The sequence below is a fragment of the Arthrobacter sulfonylureivorans genome, from assembly GCF_047607445.1.
GTDB lineage: Bacteria > Actinomycetota > Actinomycetes > Actinomycetales > Micrococcaceae > Crystallibacter > Crystallibacter sulfonylureivorans_A.
Genome location: NZ_JBLKRT010000021.1, coordinates 1 through 16099, shown reverse-complemented (window position 1 = coordinate 16099; position 16099 = coordinate 1). Strand labels below are relative to the sequence as shown.

Annotated in this window: 17 protein-coding genes; 6 read left to right on the top strand and 11 right to left on the bottom strand. The window is 66.2% G+C overall.

Annotation, left to right across the window (positions count from 1 at the left end; genetic code table 11):
- Positions 1–25 precede the first annotated feature (25 nt).
- The 7 genes from ACMX2H_RS11320 to gluQRS form a co-directional block, all read right to left on the bottom strand.
- Positions 26–904: a polysaccharide deacetylase family protein gene (locus ACMX2H_RS11320; RefSeq protein ID WP_414960591.1), complete on the bottom strand. Its 879-nt coding sequence runs from the start codon at positions 902–904 to the stop codon at positions 26–28.
- Positions 905–933: 29 nt separating this feature from the next.
- The gene (locus ACMX2H_RS11315; protein ID WP_414960590.1) at positions 934–1902 is read right to left on the bottom strand and encodes an asparaginase; all 969 of its coding nucleotides are present in this window, start codon (positions 1900–1902) and stop codon (positions 934–936) included.
- Between the two features lie 259 nt (positions 1903–2161).
- Positions 2162–2344 carry a hypothetical protein gene (locus tag ACMX2H_RS11310; protein WP_414960589.1) on the bottom strand — a complete coding sequence of 61 codons (183 nt, stop codon included), beginning with the start codon at positions 2342–2344 and terminating at the stop codon, positions 2162–2164.
- A gap of 95 nt (positions 2345–2439) precedes the next feature.
- Complete coding sequence (locus ACMX2H_RS11305) at positions 2440–3615, bottom strand: zinc-dependent alcohol dehydrogenase (RefSeq protein ID WP_414960588.1); 1176 nt, start codon at positions 3613–3615, stop codon at positions 2440–2442.
- A 278-nt stretch (positions 3616–3893) separates the two neighbouring features.
- A complete protein-coding gene (locus tag ACMX2H_RS11300; protein WP_414960587.1) occupies positions 3894–5165 on the bottom strand; it encodes an MFS transporter in 1272 nt (423 codons plus the stop codon).
- Positions 5166–5320: 155 nt separating this feature from the next.
- Positions 5321–6127, bottom strand: a complete 807-nt coding sequence (locus ACMX2H_RS11295) for an SGNH/GDSL hydrolase family protein (RefSeq protein WP_414960586.1) — start codon at positions 6125–6127, stop codon at positions 5321–5323.
- 131 nt (positions 6128–6258) lie between these two features.
- On the bottom strand, positions 6259–7161 hold the full coding sequence (gene gluQRS, locus ACMX2H_RS11290; RefSeq protein ID WP_414960647.1) for a tRNA glutamyl-Q(34) synthetase GluQRS: 903 nt from the start codon (positions 7159–7161) through the stop codon (positions 6259–6261).
- Between the two features lie 121 nt (positions 7162–7282).
- Here gluQRS and ACMX2H_RS11285 point away from each other — a divergent pair, with 121 nt between their 5' ends.
- The gene (locus ACMX2H_RS11285; RefSeq protein WP_414960585.1) at positions 7283–8143 is read left to right on the top strand and encodes an SDR family oxidoreductase; all 861 of its coding nucleotides are present in this window, start codon (positions 7283–7285) and stop codon (positions 8141–8143) included.
- 87 nt (positions 8144–8230) lie between these two features.
- Here the strand turns inward: ACMX2H_RS11285 and ACMX2H_RS11280 are convergent, their stop codons facing one another.
- Positions 8231–9076, bottom strand: a complete 846-nt coding sequence (locus ACMX2H_RS11280) for an HpcH/HpaI aldolase/citrate lyase family protein (protein ID WP_136786469.1) — start codon at positions 9074–9076, stop codon at positions 8231–8233.
- Positions 9077–9234: 158 nt separating this feature from the next.
- The gene (locus tag ACMX2H_RS11275) at positions 9235–9714 is read right to left on the bottom strand and encodes a DedA family protein (RefSeq protein WP_414960584.1); all 480 of its coding nucleotides are present in this window, start codon (positions 9712–9714) and stop codon (positions 9235–9237) included.
- A 309-nt stretch (positions 9715–10023) separates the two neighbouring features.
- Between ACMX2H_RS11275 and ACMX2H_RS11270 the strand changes: the two genes are divergently transcribed.
- From ACMX2H_RS11270 to ACMX2H_RS11260, 3 genes are all read left to right on the top strand, one after another.
- Positions 10024–10458, top strand: a complete 435-nt coding sequence (locus tag ACMX2H_RS11270; protein ID WP_136786467.1) for a helix-turn-helix domain-containing protein — start codon at positions 10024–10026, stop codon at positions 10456–10458.
- Positions 10459–10592: 134 nt separating this feature from the next.
- Complete coding sequence (locus tag ACMX2H_RS11265; protein ID WP_414960583.1) at positions 10593–11426, top strand: aldo/keto reductase; 834 nt, start codon at positions 10593–10595, stop codon at positions 11424–11426.
- A gap of 71 nt (positions 11427–11497) precedes the next feature.
- Positions 11498–11983 carry a hypothetical protein gene (locus tag ACMX2H_RS11260; RefSeq protein ID WP_414960582.1) on the top strand — a complete coding sequence of 162 codons (486 nt, stop codon included), beginning with the start codon at positions 11498–11500 and terminating at the stop codon, positions 11981–11983.
- A gap of 110 nt (positions 11984–12093) precedes the next feature.
- Here ACMX2H_RS11260 and ACMX2H_RS11255 read toward each other — a convergent pair whose 3' ends face one another.
- Positions 12094–12279 carry a hypothetical protein gene (locus ACMX2H_RS11255; protein ID WP_414960581.1) on the bottom strand — a complete coding sequence of 62 codons (186 nt, stop codon included), beginning with the start codon at positions 12277–12279 and terminating at the stop codon, positions 12094–12096.
- On the bottom strand, positions 12276–13247 hold the full coding sequence (locus tag ACMX2H_RS11250; RefSeq protein WP_414960580.1) for a lantibiotic dehydratase C-terminal domain-containing protein: 972 nt from the start codon (positions 13245–13247) through the stop codon (positions 12276–12278). The genes ACMX2H_RS11255 and ACMX2H_RS11250 overlap by 4 nt, the downstream gene beginning before the upstream one ends.
- Positions 13248–13908: 661 nt before the next feature.
- On the opposite strand from ACMX2H_RS11250, the gene ACMX2H_RS11245 reads away from it, so the two are divergent.
- Together ACMX2H_RS11245 and ACMX2H_RS11240 are read left to right on the top strand one after the other, a co-directional pair.
- Positions 13909–14883, top strand: a complete 975-nt coding sequence (locus ACMX2H_RS11245; protein WP_414960579.1) for a helix-turn-helix transcriptional regulator — start codon at positions 13909–13911, stop codon at positions 14881–14883.
- 62 nt (positions 14884–14945) lie between these two features.
- On the top strand, positions 14946–16099 hold a 1154-nt coding region (locus ACMX2H_RS11240), incomplete at its 3' end, for an aminotransferase-like domain-containing protein (RefSeq protein WP_414960578.1).

Genomic DNA, 16099 nt, shown 5'->3' with positions numbered 1-16099 from the left:
TTTGACGCCAGAACCCATCAGAGCCCTAGCGGGGGTGGCGGGCGGCGAAGTCCCGCGCGAGGTCTTCCATGACGGCGAACTCAACGCCGTCGTGCTGCTGGATGTGGTCGAACAGCCGCTCGAGCATGAGCAGGTTCTGCGGCTTGCCCGAGACGTCGGGGTGGATGGTGATCGGGAAGACGGCGTAGTCCATCTCGCGGTGCACCCAGTCAAACTGGTCTTTCCAAAGCTGTTCGATGTCCCTGGGGCTGACAAAGCCGTGGCTGTTGGGGCTGGATTTGATGAACATCATCGGCGGCAGGTCGTCCAGGTACCAGGAGGCCGGCACTTCAATGAGATCGGTCTCCTGGCCGCGCACCAGCGGTTTCATCCATTCCCCGGCGGACTCGGCTTCGTAGTCGATCTTGGTCCAGCTGTCTCCAACCCGCACGTAGTAAGGGGTGAAGTCGTCGTGCATCAACGAGTGGTCATAGAGGAACCCGCGCTCCAGCAGGATCTCATTGGTCACCGGGGAGAATTCCCACCACGGAGCCACGTAGCCCACCGGCTTGCGCCCGGAACGCCGCTCGATGAGGTCGGTGCAGTAGTCAAGAACCTCGGTCTCCTGCTTCCGCGTCATCGCGATGGGATTTTCGTGGCTGTAGCCATGCACCCCGATCTCATGGCCGGCAGCAACCACGGCGTCGAACTGCTCCGGAAATGTCTCGACGGAGTGGCCCGGCCAGAACCAGGTCACGGGCATCTCACGGCGCTGGGCAAGCTGAAGGAGCCGGGGCACACCTACCTCGCCGGCGAAAATCCCACGGGAGATGTCGCCGGGTGAGTCCTCCCCGCCGTAGGAGCCCAACCAGCCGCCGACGGCGTCGACGTCAATGCCGACAGAGACGTAGATTTTTTTGGACATGGTCTCTCCTCTGGTGGCGGTGAATGTTCTTACAGGTAGGTTTCGAACATCTCTGGGAATTCTTCTGGCGGCTTGCCCTGCGACAGCAGGACGGCGGTGAGCATGCGGGCTTGGAAGGGGTTGAGGTCCCTTGAAGGGATGGCACCGGCTTCCACCAAATCGATGCCGCCGCCATTGCCATAGGTGGGGACCACAGGCCCCCACGGCGCTCGGGTACTCAGCACCACGACGCAGCCGTCCGCCGTCGCCCGTTTCACCGCCTCGGCGAACCCCGGACCCGCGTTGCCAACCCCGGTACCGGCCAGCACGACGGCGTGGCTCCCGAGCTGCACTGCGTGGTCCAACAAGTCCGGCGTCGCACCGGGGTAGGCGGTGATGATCTCCACGCGGATGTCATCGAATGCGGCAGGCAGAGCCGGCAAGGGAGGGTAGCGCCGGGGTGTAGCCGTCACGACGAGTTGGCCGCCCACCATGTGTGCCACTTCCGTGCCACCGCCGAAAGGGCTGCCTGCGGTGGTATGTACCTTGCGGGCACCCCGGGCGGAACGGACTGTTCCGTTGAAGCAGACGAGCACTCCGGCGCCGCGCAGATGCTCGTCGGCTGCTGCACGGACCGCCTCGGCGACGTTGCGCGGGCCATCCGCGTCGGGGCTGTCGGCCGTGCGCTGGGCGCCGGTGAGGACCACCGGTTTGGGCGAGGTGTGGACGAGGTCGAGCAGGAAGGCCGTTTCCTCCAAGGTGTCCGTACCGTGGGTGACCACTACTCCGTCGGTGCCTGGATCCGCGAGGGCCTGCCCCACCGCGTCGGCAATTCGGCGTAGGTCTGCCAGATCCAGCCGGTAGCTGCCGATCGTCAGGACGTCGCGGGCGCTGACGGTGACATCGCCGTATTGTGTGTCGACCAGCTCGGATGAAGCATCGACCGCGACAGCTCCCCCGGTGCTGTGGCCGCGCGACGCGATAGTACCGCCGGTGCCCAGCAGTTGGATATGCGCCACCCTGCGCCTCCTTCTCGAGCGAGGGGCCGGCTCCGAAGGGTCGGGCTATCTGTGCAAAGCTAGCTGCAACGGCTCCAGAATATGACGCCCGCGGCACCAAGAGAAGACAAAAGGGCGTTCAAAGCGGGGCGGATCCACGTTTACCGTCGGTTGCTGCGGCAGAGGAGCCCTCCCATTAGGGCGGTTACAGCGCTGATCTTGGCGCGATTGGAGCCCCGCAGGTTTTCTGCGGGGCTCCAATGGTTATCTACGGTCTCGGCTACAACCGCCGGTCGCTGGCCGGTTCGTCGACTGGGGAGTGGTCCAGGAAAGCCTTCACCTCGGAGTCATCGGACTTCGTCCAAGTCTCGCCCTTGGTGTCCTCTTCCCTGCGGGTCTCCGGTGTGCGCTCGTTTTCCTTCCTGAAGCGCCAACCGAAATCCCTGTTCGAGGAGTAGCACATCACAAACCTCCTTCACCTCGACCCTTTAATCGTCCTCCGGTCAACGGCGGAAACCAAGGGGCCCGACGCCGGGGTTGTCGTCGCGGGAGCCGGGATTACGGCTTGAGGACCGCCTTGATGCAGCCGTCGTCCTTCTTCTGGAACATCTCGTACATCATCGGTGCCTCATCCAACGGAGCGGTGTGCGTCTTGAGGTCGAGGACGCCGAGCGGGTCGGAGGGGTCATCGACCAGCGGCAGCAGATCGTCGATCCAGGACTTCACGTTGCACTGGCCCATGCGCAGCTGGAGCTGCTTGTCGAACATCGTAAGCATCGGCAGCGGGTCCTTCATGCCGCCGTACACTCCGCTGATCGAGATCGTGCCGCCGCGCCGGACGGCGTCGATGGCGGTGTACAGCGCGTCAAGCTTGTCTACCCCTGCCGTCTCCATCGCCTTACGTCCCAACGGGGACGGCAGGAGCCCAACGGCCTTGTGGGCCAGACCCGCCACATGCGAATCATGGGCCTCCATCCCGACCGCGTCCACCACGGAGTCCGGGCCGCGGCCGTCCGTGAGGTCCCTCAGCCGCTCGGCCACGTCTCCGGAAGAGTCCAGCGTCTCAATGCCGTGCCGCTCGGCCATGGTGCGCCGCTCGGCGACCGGGTCCACGGCGAGCACGCGGTAGCCCAGATGCCGCCCGATTCGTGCGGACATCTGGCCGATCGGGCCCAGGCCCAGCACCGCCAAGGACCCGCCCTCCGGAGGCGCAGCGTACTGCACGGCCTGCCAAGCGGTAGGCACGACGTCGGAAAGGAAAAGGTAGCGCTCGTCCTCACCTGTGGTGGGGACCTTGATGGGGCCATAGTCCGCGTGAGGAACGCGCAGGTACTCGGCCTGGCCGCCGGGCACCGAGCCATATAGGCGGGAGTAGCCCAGGAATCCCGCACCGCTGTTGTATTCGCGGACCTGGGTGGTCTCGCACTGCGACTGCAAGCCCTGCTGGCACATGAAGCAGTGGCCGCAAGAGATATTGAAGGGGATGACAACCCGGTCGCCTGCCTTGATGTGCGTGACGGCGGAACCGACTTCCTCGACGATCCCCATCGGCTCGTGGCCAATGATGTCGCCCTTGTCCATGAACGGGCCGAGCACCTCGTACAGATGCAGATCCGATCCGCAGATGGCGGTCGACGTGATCCGGATGATCGCGTCTGTGGGTTCTTGGATCTGCGGATCCGGAACCTCCTCGACGCTCACTGAACGCTTTCCCTGCCATGTCAGTGCCTTCATCTGTCCTCCTTCTACGACCGCCTGCCGAGCGCCGTGACCGGCACTTCAGCCGCGGTCGAAACCGGGCGGTTGGTGCCGCCGTCCGCGCCTGGTGCATCGTGGCGGCCTTGTCTGGATGAACTGACGAGGAGAGGTTCCCCTCATCCTTGCTGCCTCACCATAAGCACAGACGTATTTAGTAAGCAAACTGTCTATTAGTGCCGACGTGTAGCTCTTTAGCGACGACGGGGTACTCGAGGGCCTTGTGGGCCGAGGTGTTTGCCAGTGCCGGGGCCGAGCTAGCGCACGCCCTTGATCTTGACGACGAAGACCGCACCCAGCAGGCCGATGGCGGCCGACAGGAAGAACAGTGCAGTGTAGCCACCGAGGTAGAGCACTGTAGGGGCAGCGATCAGCGGGGCTATGACCTGGGGTGACGAGGCCGCGATGTTGATGACGCCCATGTCCTTGCCGCGGTCGGCGGCGCTGGGCAGGACCTCGGTCAGCAGGGCGAAGTCCACGGCCAGGAACATGCCGAAGCCCGCGCCGAGGACCAGCGCGGCCGCGATCACCGCCGGCCACTCAGGAGCCAGCGCCACGATGACGGAGGCAGTCGCGATGGTCACTGAGGACGCGATCACGAAGGGTTTACGCCGCCCCACCCGGTCGCTCAGCGGCCCGCCGAGCAAGGCCATCAGCACCACCATGCCCGCGTAGATACCGGTCAGCAGGAGCACGCCGGCGGCGGGGTTCGGATGTCCCACGGCGTCCTGCAGGAAGAAAAACAAGTACAGCGTGAAAATGTTGTTGCCCAAGTTGACTAGGAACCGGGTCAGCCACGCCCAGCCGAAATCGGGGTGCTTGGCCGGCGAGATCCAAAAGCCCTTCAGGAAGCTGCCCCAGCCGAAGGCCGCGCGGTCTCTCTTATCCAGCGGTGTGTCACGGCCGGCAATCACGAACGGAATGATGCTGACCAGCAGGAACACGGCGCAGTAGATGTAACCGGCGACAAATCCGCCGGCAAGGTTGGCCAGCATCGCCCCCATCACGATCCCCAGCGTCTGGCCTATGGCCGCCAGTCCGCCGATCCGTCCGCGCTGCCGTCGGGGCACGCGGTCCGGGATGCTGGCGGTGACGGCCGCGTATGCTCCGTTGCAGCCGGCCTGCACCAGGCACCAGCCGATCACCATCACCGCGATGTTGGGCGCACCGGAAAGCAGCAGCAGCGCCGCGAAGCCCAAGACGCCGCCGGCGAGGACCCACGGCACCCGCCGTCCCCACCGGGAAGTGGTGCGGTCGCTCAGCGCGCCGAAAATCGGATTCGCAACCAGCGAGACTGCAGCGCCAAATCCGGTGGCCAACGCCAGGACCGCTTCCTTGTTCACCGCATCGAACGTCTGCGCTTGTTGGGCCAGCAAAACCTGCAGCGGGCCAAAGAACGCAGCGTTGATGCCGAGATTGGTCAACACCACGGCAGTGACCCAGCCGGGCCGGACCTTCACCACAGGCTCCTGGAACGCCGCCGGAACAGCGAGCGCCGGGACCGGCTCGCGCGGTTCCTGGACTGTCACAGCGGCAGCCTCCTTTTCCCGACGGCGCGGCTTGGCGCAGGCCTGTAGTTGTGGCAACAGCGTACAACCGCTGCAGGACAAGAAGGCACGCCCCACCGCGTTATTCTTTGCGCGGGCGACAAACGGCCGGTTTGGCGCGGCCACCGGAGCGCGTCTCAGCCAGCAGACGCGACAGAACGCTGCCGGGCAAGCTTTTTCAGCCCGCGCGAGACTTGTACCGGTTCCGGCCAGCGCGGCGGCAGGTTATCGCCCAAAGTGATGCCTTTGAACTTGCGGCCGAACATCGGGAACACCCACTCCTGCAACCAGTCACGTTCACGCCGGATCGCTTCCCGCCAACCAGCCGGCACCAAGGGTTCAGGCCGTTTCGGCTGCAGTGTGTGATCCACGCCGAGGGCCTCGAGCACCCGCGCGGCCATGTACCGGTGCCCCTGCGCGGACATGTGCAGCCGGTCCGTGTCCCACATGCGGCGGTCCTGGTACCGCTCGAACGCCCAGTGGTCCACCAGCACGGCGTCGTACCGGCGGGACAGTTCCCGGACCGCCTCGTTGTATGCCCAGTTTCGCCGACGCATCGGTTCGAGCACCGGCGGCAGCATGACCTCAAAGCCGGTGAACAGGATCAGGCGGGCGCCGGTCTGGGCCAGCCTGCTGACGGCGGACTCGTACTCGGCCATCAACTCCGGCATGCTGCGCTTGAACTCCAGGATGTCGTTGCCGCCAGCGTAGAAGGAGACCAACGTGGGTTTCATGGCGATGGCCGGTTCCAGTTGGTCGGCGACGATCTGGCGCAGGCGCTTGCTGCGCACGGCCAGATTGGCGTACCGGAAGTCCGGGTCCTGCTTGCCCAGTTGCTTGGCCACCCGGTCCGCCCAGCCCCGCACGCCGTTGGGGAAATTCGGGTTGTAGTCCCCGACGCCCTCGGTAAAGCTGTCGCCCAACGCCACGAAGAGTCCGCCCACGACCTCACGCTAGCCCCTCCGGGGAAAGCGCAGGCAAACGCCGCATGAAGTCCGGGTCAGCGGAGCGGCCTGGCTCGGCGGGCCGGCCCCGGCGGACGCGCCGGGCCGGGAGGAGCGCGGGCGGGGGAAAGTCAGCCGCCGGAGAGTGTTACCTGCGGCGGGTCGAAGATCCAGGGCTCCAGCGGCAGCGCCTCCGGCCGGAAGTCGCCGGCCAACTGGTCCAGCGGCGCGTCCGGCAGCTGCAGCGATTGCAGCAGCATGCCCCGCACCGCGGAGGCGTTGATCCCGGCCATGGCCAGGGCCTCCAGTGTCACCGCGCCATCGCGCTTGGCCAGGCGCCGCCGTCGTTCATTGAGGACCAGCGGCACATGGGCGTATTCCACCGGCGGCAGCCCCAGCAGCCGCGCAAGGTAGGCCTGCCGAGGTGCGGAGGACAGCAGGTCGTCGCCGCGCACCACCTGGTCCACGCCCTGGGCTGCATCGTCCACCACCACCGCAAGGTTGTAGGCCGGCACGCCGTCGTTGCGCCGCAGCACAAAGTCGTCCACCATGCCGGTGTAGCAGCCGTGCAGCCGGTCGGCGACCGTGAAGCTGGCGGTGTCGGTGCGCAGCCGCAGCGCGGCGGGGCGGTCTTGGCGGCGCCGCTCGCGTTCAGCGTCGGTCAGGTTTCGACAGGTCCCCGGATAAGCACCCTCCGGGGCGTGCGGAGCGCTGGGAGCTTCCGCGATTTCCCGCCGCGTGCAGAAGCATTCGTAGATCAAACCGGCCGCGGCCAACTGCTCGAGGGCCCGCTGGTAGATCGGTCCGCGGTCGGTTTGCCGCACCACCTCGCCGTCCCAGTCGAGCCCGATGGCCGCCAAGTCCTCCAGCTGCTGGGCCTCGAAGCCGGCACGTGCGCGGTCCAGATCCTCCACCCGGATGAGGAAGCGGCGGCCGCTGCTGCGCGCGAAGAGCCAGGCCAGCACCGCGGTGCGCAGGTTGCCGATGTGCAGTTCACCGGAAGGGCTGGGCGCGAACCGACCGGCTGGAGGCAGCGGACCGGCGGGACTCTGGGCTGCTGGCACGTCCCCACGGTAGCAGCATCAACGCAGCGAAAGCGGGTTGTTGCCTTGTCCCCCGCCTGCCGCGGTAGCGGCGGGCGAATATGCTGTAGCCATGAGCGCACCCGACTCCCCCGAGGTAACCCCGATTGCCGTCACCGGATCCACTGGCCAAGTGGGCGGGATGGTAGCCAGCATGCTGGCGGAGCAGAACCTGCCGCTGCGGCTAATCCTTCGCGATCCCTCCCGCGCGCCGCAACTGCCGGGAACGACGACGGCGCGCGCCGGTTATGGCGACAAGGCCGCCGTTGCCGCGGCGCTGGACGGCGTCGACACGCTGTTCATGGTCTCCGCCGCCGAAGCCGAAGACAGGCTTGAGCAGCACTTCACCTTCATTGACGCCGCCATCGCCGCCGGAGTGGAACACATCGTCTACACCTCGTTCATCGGCGCGGCCGAAGACGCAACCTTCACGCTGGCACGCGATCACTTCGCCACCGAGGAGAAGCTGCGCGGATCCGGCCTGAAGCACACGCTGCTGCGCAACAACCTCTACGCGGATATCTTGCCGCTCTTCGCCGACGAAGCCGGCGTTATCCGCGGTCCGGCCGGCGAGGGGAAGGCGGCGTTTGTGGCCCGCGAAGACGTGGCCCGAGCTGCGGCGACGATCCTTGCCGAACCTATGCCGCACGCCGGCTTCACCTATGAGCTGACGGGTCCGGAATCAGTGACCCTGGCCGAAGCGGCAGCAGCCATCGCCGAGGCAACCGGCCGTCCGACGTCGTTCCTCAATGAAACGGTGGAGGAGGCCTACGCCAGCCGTGCACACTACGGCGCGCCTAGCTGGCAGGTGGACGCCTGGGTCAGCACCTACACGGCGATCGAAGCCGGGGAGCTGGACCTGGTGACCCACGACGTTGACCTGCTGACCGGGCGTCCGGCGCTGAGCCTGCGCGAGCTGTTCGCCCGGGACTGACCCGGGGGCGGCGCCAAGCGGTGTGAGCGCCCGACGGACGCGCCCGACGGAGGCACCGCCGTCGGGCTTCACCGGGGCTAAAGGGCCTTACGCGTTCCAGAGCCCGTAGGAATCAGCCAGCGAGGAGATCTTCTCGGCGCGGGCCAGACGCGGCAGGTAGGAGCCGTCGCCCACCACGGCGCCGGCCGCGTGCGCGTCCAGCAGTTCGTGCGCCCACTTGATCTCCGACTCGCTGGGCGAGAGCCCCTTGTTGATGGTGTCGGCGGCATCGGTGAGCAGGCAGAGCTTGCCGGTCATGCCCATGGACGCGGTGACCTTGCAGGCTTCGAGCAGTTCCTCGCCGAGCGCGCCCACGGTCGGGCCGTCAATCGGGCCGGGCAGCTGTCCCACGCGGGACGCGACCACCAGCCGCGAGCGGGCATAGGCCAGCGCCATCGGCGAATCGCTGGCACCGGTGTCGCGGCGGAAGTCGCCCACGCCGAAGGCCAGCCGAAAGGTGCCCGGCGCGCGGGCGATGTCGGTGGCGTTCTCGATGCCGACGGCGGATTCGATCAGTGCCAGCACCGGGGTGCCGGCCTGCAGGCGCATGGCGGTGTGCGTGACCTGCTCGGGCTTCTCCGTCATGGCCAGCATGACGCCACGCAGGCCCGGCGCCTTGGACAGCGCGGCCAGGTCGTCGGCCCAGTACTCGGTTTCAATGCCGTTCACGCGGACCCAGGCGGTCATGCCGGTGGACAGCGCCTCCACCACGCGCTCCCGGGCCTCGGCCTTGCCCGCGGCGGGCACGGCGTCTTCCATGTCGAAAATGACCGAGTCTGCTTCAGAGGCGAGCGCCGGGCCGAAATTCGCTTCGTCCGCTGCGGAGGCCAGCAGCCAGGAGCGGGAAAGTTTGGCGGGGAGGGCAGCGGCACGACGGTTTCTGAAAGCGGGCATACCCCTAGCCTAATGTTTTCGCTGCCGGAGCCACCAACGGCGGGAGGGATAGCGGCTGAGGCGTCGGCCACGTCGTCTGCTACGTGTTCTGTCCCGGGCGCCCCGACGGCCCGCCGGATCTGGCGGTTCAGGTGGAGCAGACGGCCAAGGCAGATCGATCAGGCAGAGGCTTGGTCCCGCTGCCGTCGACGCCGGGCCAGCAGCACGCCGACCACCACGGCAACTGCCAGCAGCAGCACGACGGCGATCCCCACCGGGGAGCCGGCGGTCGCGGCCAGCCAGGCTCTCAGGGCGGCCAGCCCGACCGTGGCATACAGCAGCGCCCACAGCACGGAGCCGATCAGCACGGCCGGCAGGTAGCGGCGCAGCGGCATCCGGCCCAACCCGGCAGTGGCATTGACCGCCGTCTGGATTCCCACGGTGAGGAAAGACAGTGCGACGGCGGGGGCTCCCCAGCGCGCAATGATCGCCTCCGCCCGGCGCATCGGGGGTGAATCCAGCTGACGGGCCAAGCGGGTGTGCCGGCCACCGGCGGCCACGGCCCTGCCGGCCCAATAGGTGGCGTTGGCGCGCAGCATCACAATGGCAAACAAGCTCAGCACTGCTAGCCCGAATGGGAGACTGGCGATCTGCTCCATCAAGCCGCGCGCTCCACGGTGCTCCTCCGGCGCCGCTCCCCCAGCGCCGCGATCCCGCTGCCGCCGGCCTGCCGGCATGCGGAGGCCGCGACGGCGGTCCGGCTCAGCGGGCAAGTCTGCCGCACAAGGTCCTCCTGTGGGTGGGCGTAGGGCGGCCCGCAGCGACGCCGGGCCGGAAGGGATTCTAGGAGCACCTAACAGCAGGCCCGGATGCCATGTCAACGCCGGCTTCAGAATGCGTCACAGCCAGACAACGACGGCGGCGGACACCTTCCGCCATCGGGGCAGGAAGTGCCCTACGCTGTGTTCATGGCCCAGCTGACGCCCCGCACCACCGATGCCCTTCCCGCTGCCCAGGCGCAGCGGCTGCAGCGAGCGCTCGACGAAAGCGCGGATGTCACTGTCTTCGTCAATGGCACGGCGGTGAAGCTGCCCGCCCAGGCCGCGGACGCCGTCGTCGACCTGCTCCGCCGCTTCGCCCACGGGGATGCGGTGATGGTCAGCTCCTCGGTGGAGCTGCTGAATACGTCGCAGGCGGCCGAGGTGGCCGGCGTCTCGCTCACGTACATGCGGCGTCTGACCGATGCCGGCACCATTCCGGTGCAGTACCGCGGGACGCACCGGCGGATCCGGCTCTCCGATGTGCTGGCCTGGCTGGAAACGCGCACCGCAGCCCCTGACTCGGGCGCCCCGGAGGCAGCGTCGGAAGCATCCGCCGGATCAACGGAGCCTGCTCGCCGTTAGGGCTGCCTGCTCTCTCCCTGCCTTCCGATGCCGCTAGCCGCCGCCAGGGGTGCACAGCCGACGCATTGGCCCTTAGGCTGGGTGCCACTGGCCCGGAGGTCGGGCCGGAAGGACAACCAGAGGAGACTCTCATCGTGGCCGACCTGCTTGCTCCGCTCGTGACCCTGCGCCATGGGGCCAAAATGCCGTTGCTTGGGCTGGGAACCTGGCCGCTGGACAATACCGACGTCGCCCAGACGGTGGAAACTGCCCTCGGGCTGGGCTACCGGCTGATCGACACGGCGGAGAACTACCAGAACGAAGAGGGCGTGGGCGAGGGGTTGCGGCGCAGCGGACTGGACCGGTCCGACGTCTTCATCACCACCAAGTTCAACAAGGAGTGGCACAGCGTAGACGGCGCGCGGGCGGCCTTCGAGGCCAGCGCCCGGCGACTGGGCGTTGACTATGTGGATTTGCTGCTGATCCACTGGCCGAACCCAGGGCAGGACCGCTACGTGGAGGCATTCCAGGGCCTGGCCCGGCTGCTGGCGGACGGGAGCGTCCGGGCCATCGGCACATCCAACTTCAAGCCTGCGCACTTACAGCGCCTGTTCGACGCCGGGCTGGTGCCCGAGGTCAACCAGATCCAACTGGACCCGCGGCACACCCGCAGCGATCTGGTGGAGATCCACCGCGAACACGGCATCGTGACCGAGTCGTGGAGTCCTCTGGGCAAGGGCGGGGATCTGCTCCGCGAACCCGCCGTCCAGTCGCTGGCCGACAAGTACGGCAAGACTCCGGCGCAGGTGGTGCTGCGCTGGCACACCCAGTTGGGGCATATTCCGATCCCCAAGTCCGCGCACCCGGACCGGCTGGCCGAAAATTTCGCCATTTTCGACTTCATGATGGAGGCCCCGGAATTGGAGCAACTGTCGGCGCTGGACCGCGGGACCAAGGACATTGCCGATGCCGACGTCTTCGGCCATTAGGCAGCCGGTCCTGCGCTTGCTGAACAAACTGCTGGCTTCGCCGGCAGCCGAGTCCCCTACCGGCGGCTGACATGCGCCGCACTCTCGCGGCCCTGGCTGTCGCCATCACTGTTGGTGCTGGCGCGTTGATGCTCGGCGGATGCCATGGGCCTGCGGGGCCGCTGCCCGAGCCGGGTGACAACATGTACCGTGGAACGCCGCCGGGGTCGGGCACGGAGCTGCGGCAGCCCGACCCGCTCGCTGACCCCGACTCCACCATCCAGGTGTTTCTCCTCAAGGGCGGCAGCGCATTCGCCGTCGTCACGTACGGGTCGTCGTCGTGCCCCGTGGTCAGTACCGGCAGGACGGTTTTGTCACCGAACCACGTGGCCATCGACGCCGTCGACACCTATGAAGATCCACGCTCGCTGGCTTGCACGGATGACCTTGCGCCGATGACACATGTTTTCGACGTTCCTCCGGACGCCGACCGCCGGCAGCCGCTGATCATCTCAATCCTGGGGCAGGACCGGCGACTCTCGTGGAACAGCCCCGCTCCGGACGTTCCACCAACGTAGGATCCCGCAAGAGAAGGATCAGGCCGGAGCGTTGGGGGGGAGGCTCCGGCCTGATCCTATTGGGGGGGGGAGGATGGCTGAGTGTCCGGCGGAGTGCCGGTGGGCGTCTCTTATTGCCAGGCTTGGTCGGCCCACGCGGCGTCACGCAGGTAGTTGCTGCCGGTGAGGTTCCAGAGGTCGTCATCCTGACCGTGCGCACCCAGTACGCCGGACTGGTCAACCTCTGAAGTTTTTTCGTTCGGGACTTCCGGCCCCCTGGATTCGGGTCCGATCGACGAAAAACCGAACGGGGTCATTTTGTCCTCTTTTCCAACAGGGAGGATTCGACTTCGGGCGACCATGCTCTGGCATAGACACCGAGTGCGGCTTCCTCCCAGGTAGTAAATCCCAGCCGGTTCATCAACAGGTGGGCCTGACAGAACGTCAGTTGCTGGGCGCTGCGGCTCACACGGGCCCGATCTGCCCGGTAGAGGTAGGAGTCAAGCGTCCTGATCCAGCGGCGGCGCCAGTTCTGCACGCTGCTCTCGTCCGCGGTGGCTGCCATCAACCGGTGCATCGGCGCCGTGCGTGCGACCAACCCTGCAGTGAGGCTGTGCCGCGCCTTCGGCGCCGAACGGCCCAACTCGGCTGTGGATACCCTCAAGTGGTTGTCCCAGCAGTACTCCCAGGACAATCTGCTGCGGTCAGGCCACTGCGGCGCCTTCGGCCCGTACATCATGGCCCAGGCCGCATCACACAGGAGCAACGAGGCCAGCGCGGAACGGCCTTGCGACTTACTGAAGCGCTGCGTGGCCCACATGGCCAGCTCGGAGGACAGTTCGAACACCTCCTCCGCCAGTTCCAACCCGTCTGGTCCGCCGAAGCGGTCCAGGTCGGCTTCCGGCACGGGGACAACGGCGTCGCCCGGGGAAGTCTGGATGGAGTTCTCGCTACCCGAGGGCAGAACGAAGTTCTCCTGGGTGGTCACGTCGGGAAGGATGTCCAGGACCCGGTCCCGGGCCGCCAGCTCAAACCTTTGGAGGCTATCGAGGATTGGACGGCGGCCCAGGAACCGGACCTTGAGGTGAGGCCCCATCTGGTCGGCGCTGTGGCTGAAGTACCAGCGGCCCACGCCTTCGCGGCGAGCGTGGGCGACCAGCGGTGTAACCAGTTCTCCTATGACGGCGTCGACTACGTCCTGCCTACCCGTGTAAATAGACAGAACCCACCAGTACGGTTTGACGTTCACCGAACTTGTCGGGCGGATGGCTGTCAGCTGGCTCATGCGCTTCTCCTGGTTCGATGTTCTGGTGGTCTTGGGGAGGGATAGTCGGCGTCATCCTGGTTGCGGAATCAGCACAGTGCCGATGAGATGGGGCGGCTTGTTACCAGTCCCAGATAAGGGCTGAAGTAGAAACGTTGACTGACTTTGCGGACTGCGGAACCGGACCTAGATCAGCGGCTACTGCCGGGGTGGCCGCGGAGACCGCCCCCAATGCAACCAGCAGCCCTGCCGCGATGCTTGCGATCTTCTTGAACATGTCATTCCCTTCACATGGCTTCGGTTCGTACGGTGGCTTATCCAGCCCAACTGCTCGGCCCGACAACTCCAAGAGTTCCGTGCTACTGCTCTGCCTGTCCAGCCAATCCACTTGCAACATCCGGACATGCCCTGATCGTGCCTTGGGGCTTGCGGTGACAGGTTCCGGACACGGCGATGAGTGGGCCATTCTCCGCGTGATTCCGCGGAAATCTGGTGGTTAGACGATTGGCCAGACAAACACCCGGAACCGGTGGCATAATGTGGCCATGGCAGGAAGTAGCAGCCTTCCGGCAGCGCAAGATCGGCCGAAGAAGTGCCTTAGACTAGCCAAAGAGCGGCCAAGCGGCGGCTGAAATAGCAAGCCCTGCGTGATACATAAATGGATCCACCGGAGGAGCGCCCCATGCTGAGCGGGACGGCATTCGAGGTCTATGAATTCGCTGTGGCCCACCCCGGCTGGACCAAGGAGACCGCGTCCACGGCCCTTGGCTACACCATCCGCGACCTCAATATTGCCATCGGAGAGCTCGTCAGCCGGCAACTGTTGCAGCAGCCGGCGCCCGATGTGGAGCGCTATGTTGCCATCTCCCCCGACGTTGCGCTCTCACAGTTGGTGGATTCCGACGAGCGGCTGCTCATCGACCTGCGCACCAAGATCAGCGGGCACCGGGCGGATATGGCCGCCCTGGTTCCCACCTATCTGGCGGCACGCAAGCGCGTCTCGCTCGATACCTCCGTGGAGGTCCTCGAAGACCCCGCGGTGATCCGCAAGCTCCTGGTGGACTACGGCCGCGACGTCGCCGAGCAGGTACTCATCAGCCAGCCCGGCTCCGGCTCCTCGGCCGATGTCCACGAGGAAGGCATCCAGAAGGATCTCGAACTGCTCCAACGCGGGGTGATCAGGAAAAACATCAGCCACGCCAGCACGCTGGACCATGTGCCCACACGTAAAGCCGTCGCCGCAATCTCCCCGGCCGGCGGCGAGTACCGTACGCTGCCCTATGTGCCGCTGAAGATCATGATCTTCGACCGCAACCTCGCCTTAATCGGGCGCCAACTGCACCCGGAAGACCGGGGCGCCCTGGTGGTCCGCGACTTCAACCTCATCCAGGTCTTCATCAATCTGTTCCATGTGGCGTGGGAGCTGGCGGACCCCTATGTGCTCGACGGGCAGGACAGCGAAGCCTCGGTCCTCAACGGCATCCAGCATGCCATCCTCAACGCCATGGCAGCCGGGTACTCGGACGAAGTGATTGCCCGCAGACTGGACATCAGTGTCCGCACCTGCCGGCGGCACATCGCCTGGATGCTGGAACAGCTTGGCGCGGACAGCCGCTTCCAGGCCGCGCTGAAGGCGCGGGACGCCGGCTGGCTCTGAGTCGAAGCACCAATAGAAAACTTCTGTTTCCTGTTTGTAACACATCGCGTTATCCTGTGTGAGTGACTTCACAGGATGCTGACCTCGACGCCCTGCCAGCTGAAACGGAAGTGGCGCTAGAACGTGCGACGGCGTCGCACCGGCACCAACACTTGTTCTCGCAGCGGGCCGCAAACATCAGGCAATCGGCCGTTCGCGACGTTTTCGACATTTCGATGCGTCCCGGCCTGGTCTCGCTGGCCGGCGGCAACCCTTACCTGCAGTCCCTGCCGCTGGACAAGATTGCCGGCATGGCGCAGCGCCTGATCGCCGAGCACGGCATGGCCGCCCTCCAGTACGGAGGCGGACAGGGCACCGAAGAGCTGCGGCGGGCGATCTGCAACGTGATGGAACACGAGGGCATCACCGGCGCAGACCCGGCGAATGTGGTGATCACGGCCGGATCCCAGTCCGCCCAAGACGTGGCGGCTAAAGTCTTCTGCAATCCGGGGGACGTGGTGCTCTGCGAGGACCCGACCTACGTGGGCGCGCTCAACACTTTCGAGGCCTACGAGGTCCAGGTGGAACCGGTCCCCATGGACGAGCACGGCCTCATCCCGTCCGAACTCCAGCGCCGTATCGAGGAGCTGCAGGGCGAGGGCCGCAGCATCAAGTTCCTGTACACGATTCCCAGTTTCAACAATCCCTCCGGCATCACGCTGGCCGCGGAACGCCGGCAGCATGTGGTGGACATCTGCCGCGAAGCAGGCATCCTGGTGCTCGAAGACAATCCCTACGGACTGCTCCGCTTCGACGGCCAGCCGCTGCAGCCGCTGCGTGCGGGCAACCCCGATGACGTGATCTACCTGGGTTCGTTCTCCAAGATCCTGGCGCCGGGCCTGCGGATCGGCTGGGCGCTGCTGCCCGATCATCTGCAGCGGAGCTTCTACCTGGCCAACGAAGCGGTCACCCTCTGCCCGCCGACGCTGAACCAGATGCTGATCACCAGCTACCTTGCCGAGCACGACTGGCTGGGGCAGATCGATACCTACCGGCAGCTGTATGCCGAGCGGTGCGCCGCCATGCTGTCCGCCCTGAAGGAGTTCATGCCGGAAGGGGCCAGCTGGACCGAACCCGAGGGCGGCTTCTTTGTCTGGGTGACCCTGCCGGAGGGCGTGGACACCTATCCGCTGCTCTACGACGCGATCGATGCCGGAGTGGTCTTCATTCCCGGGGC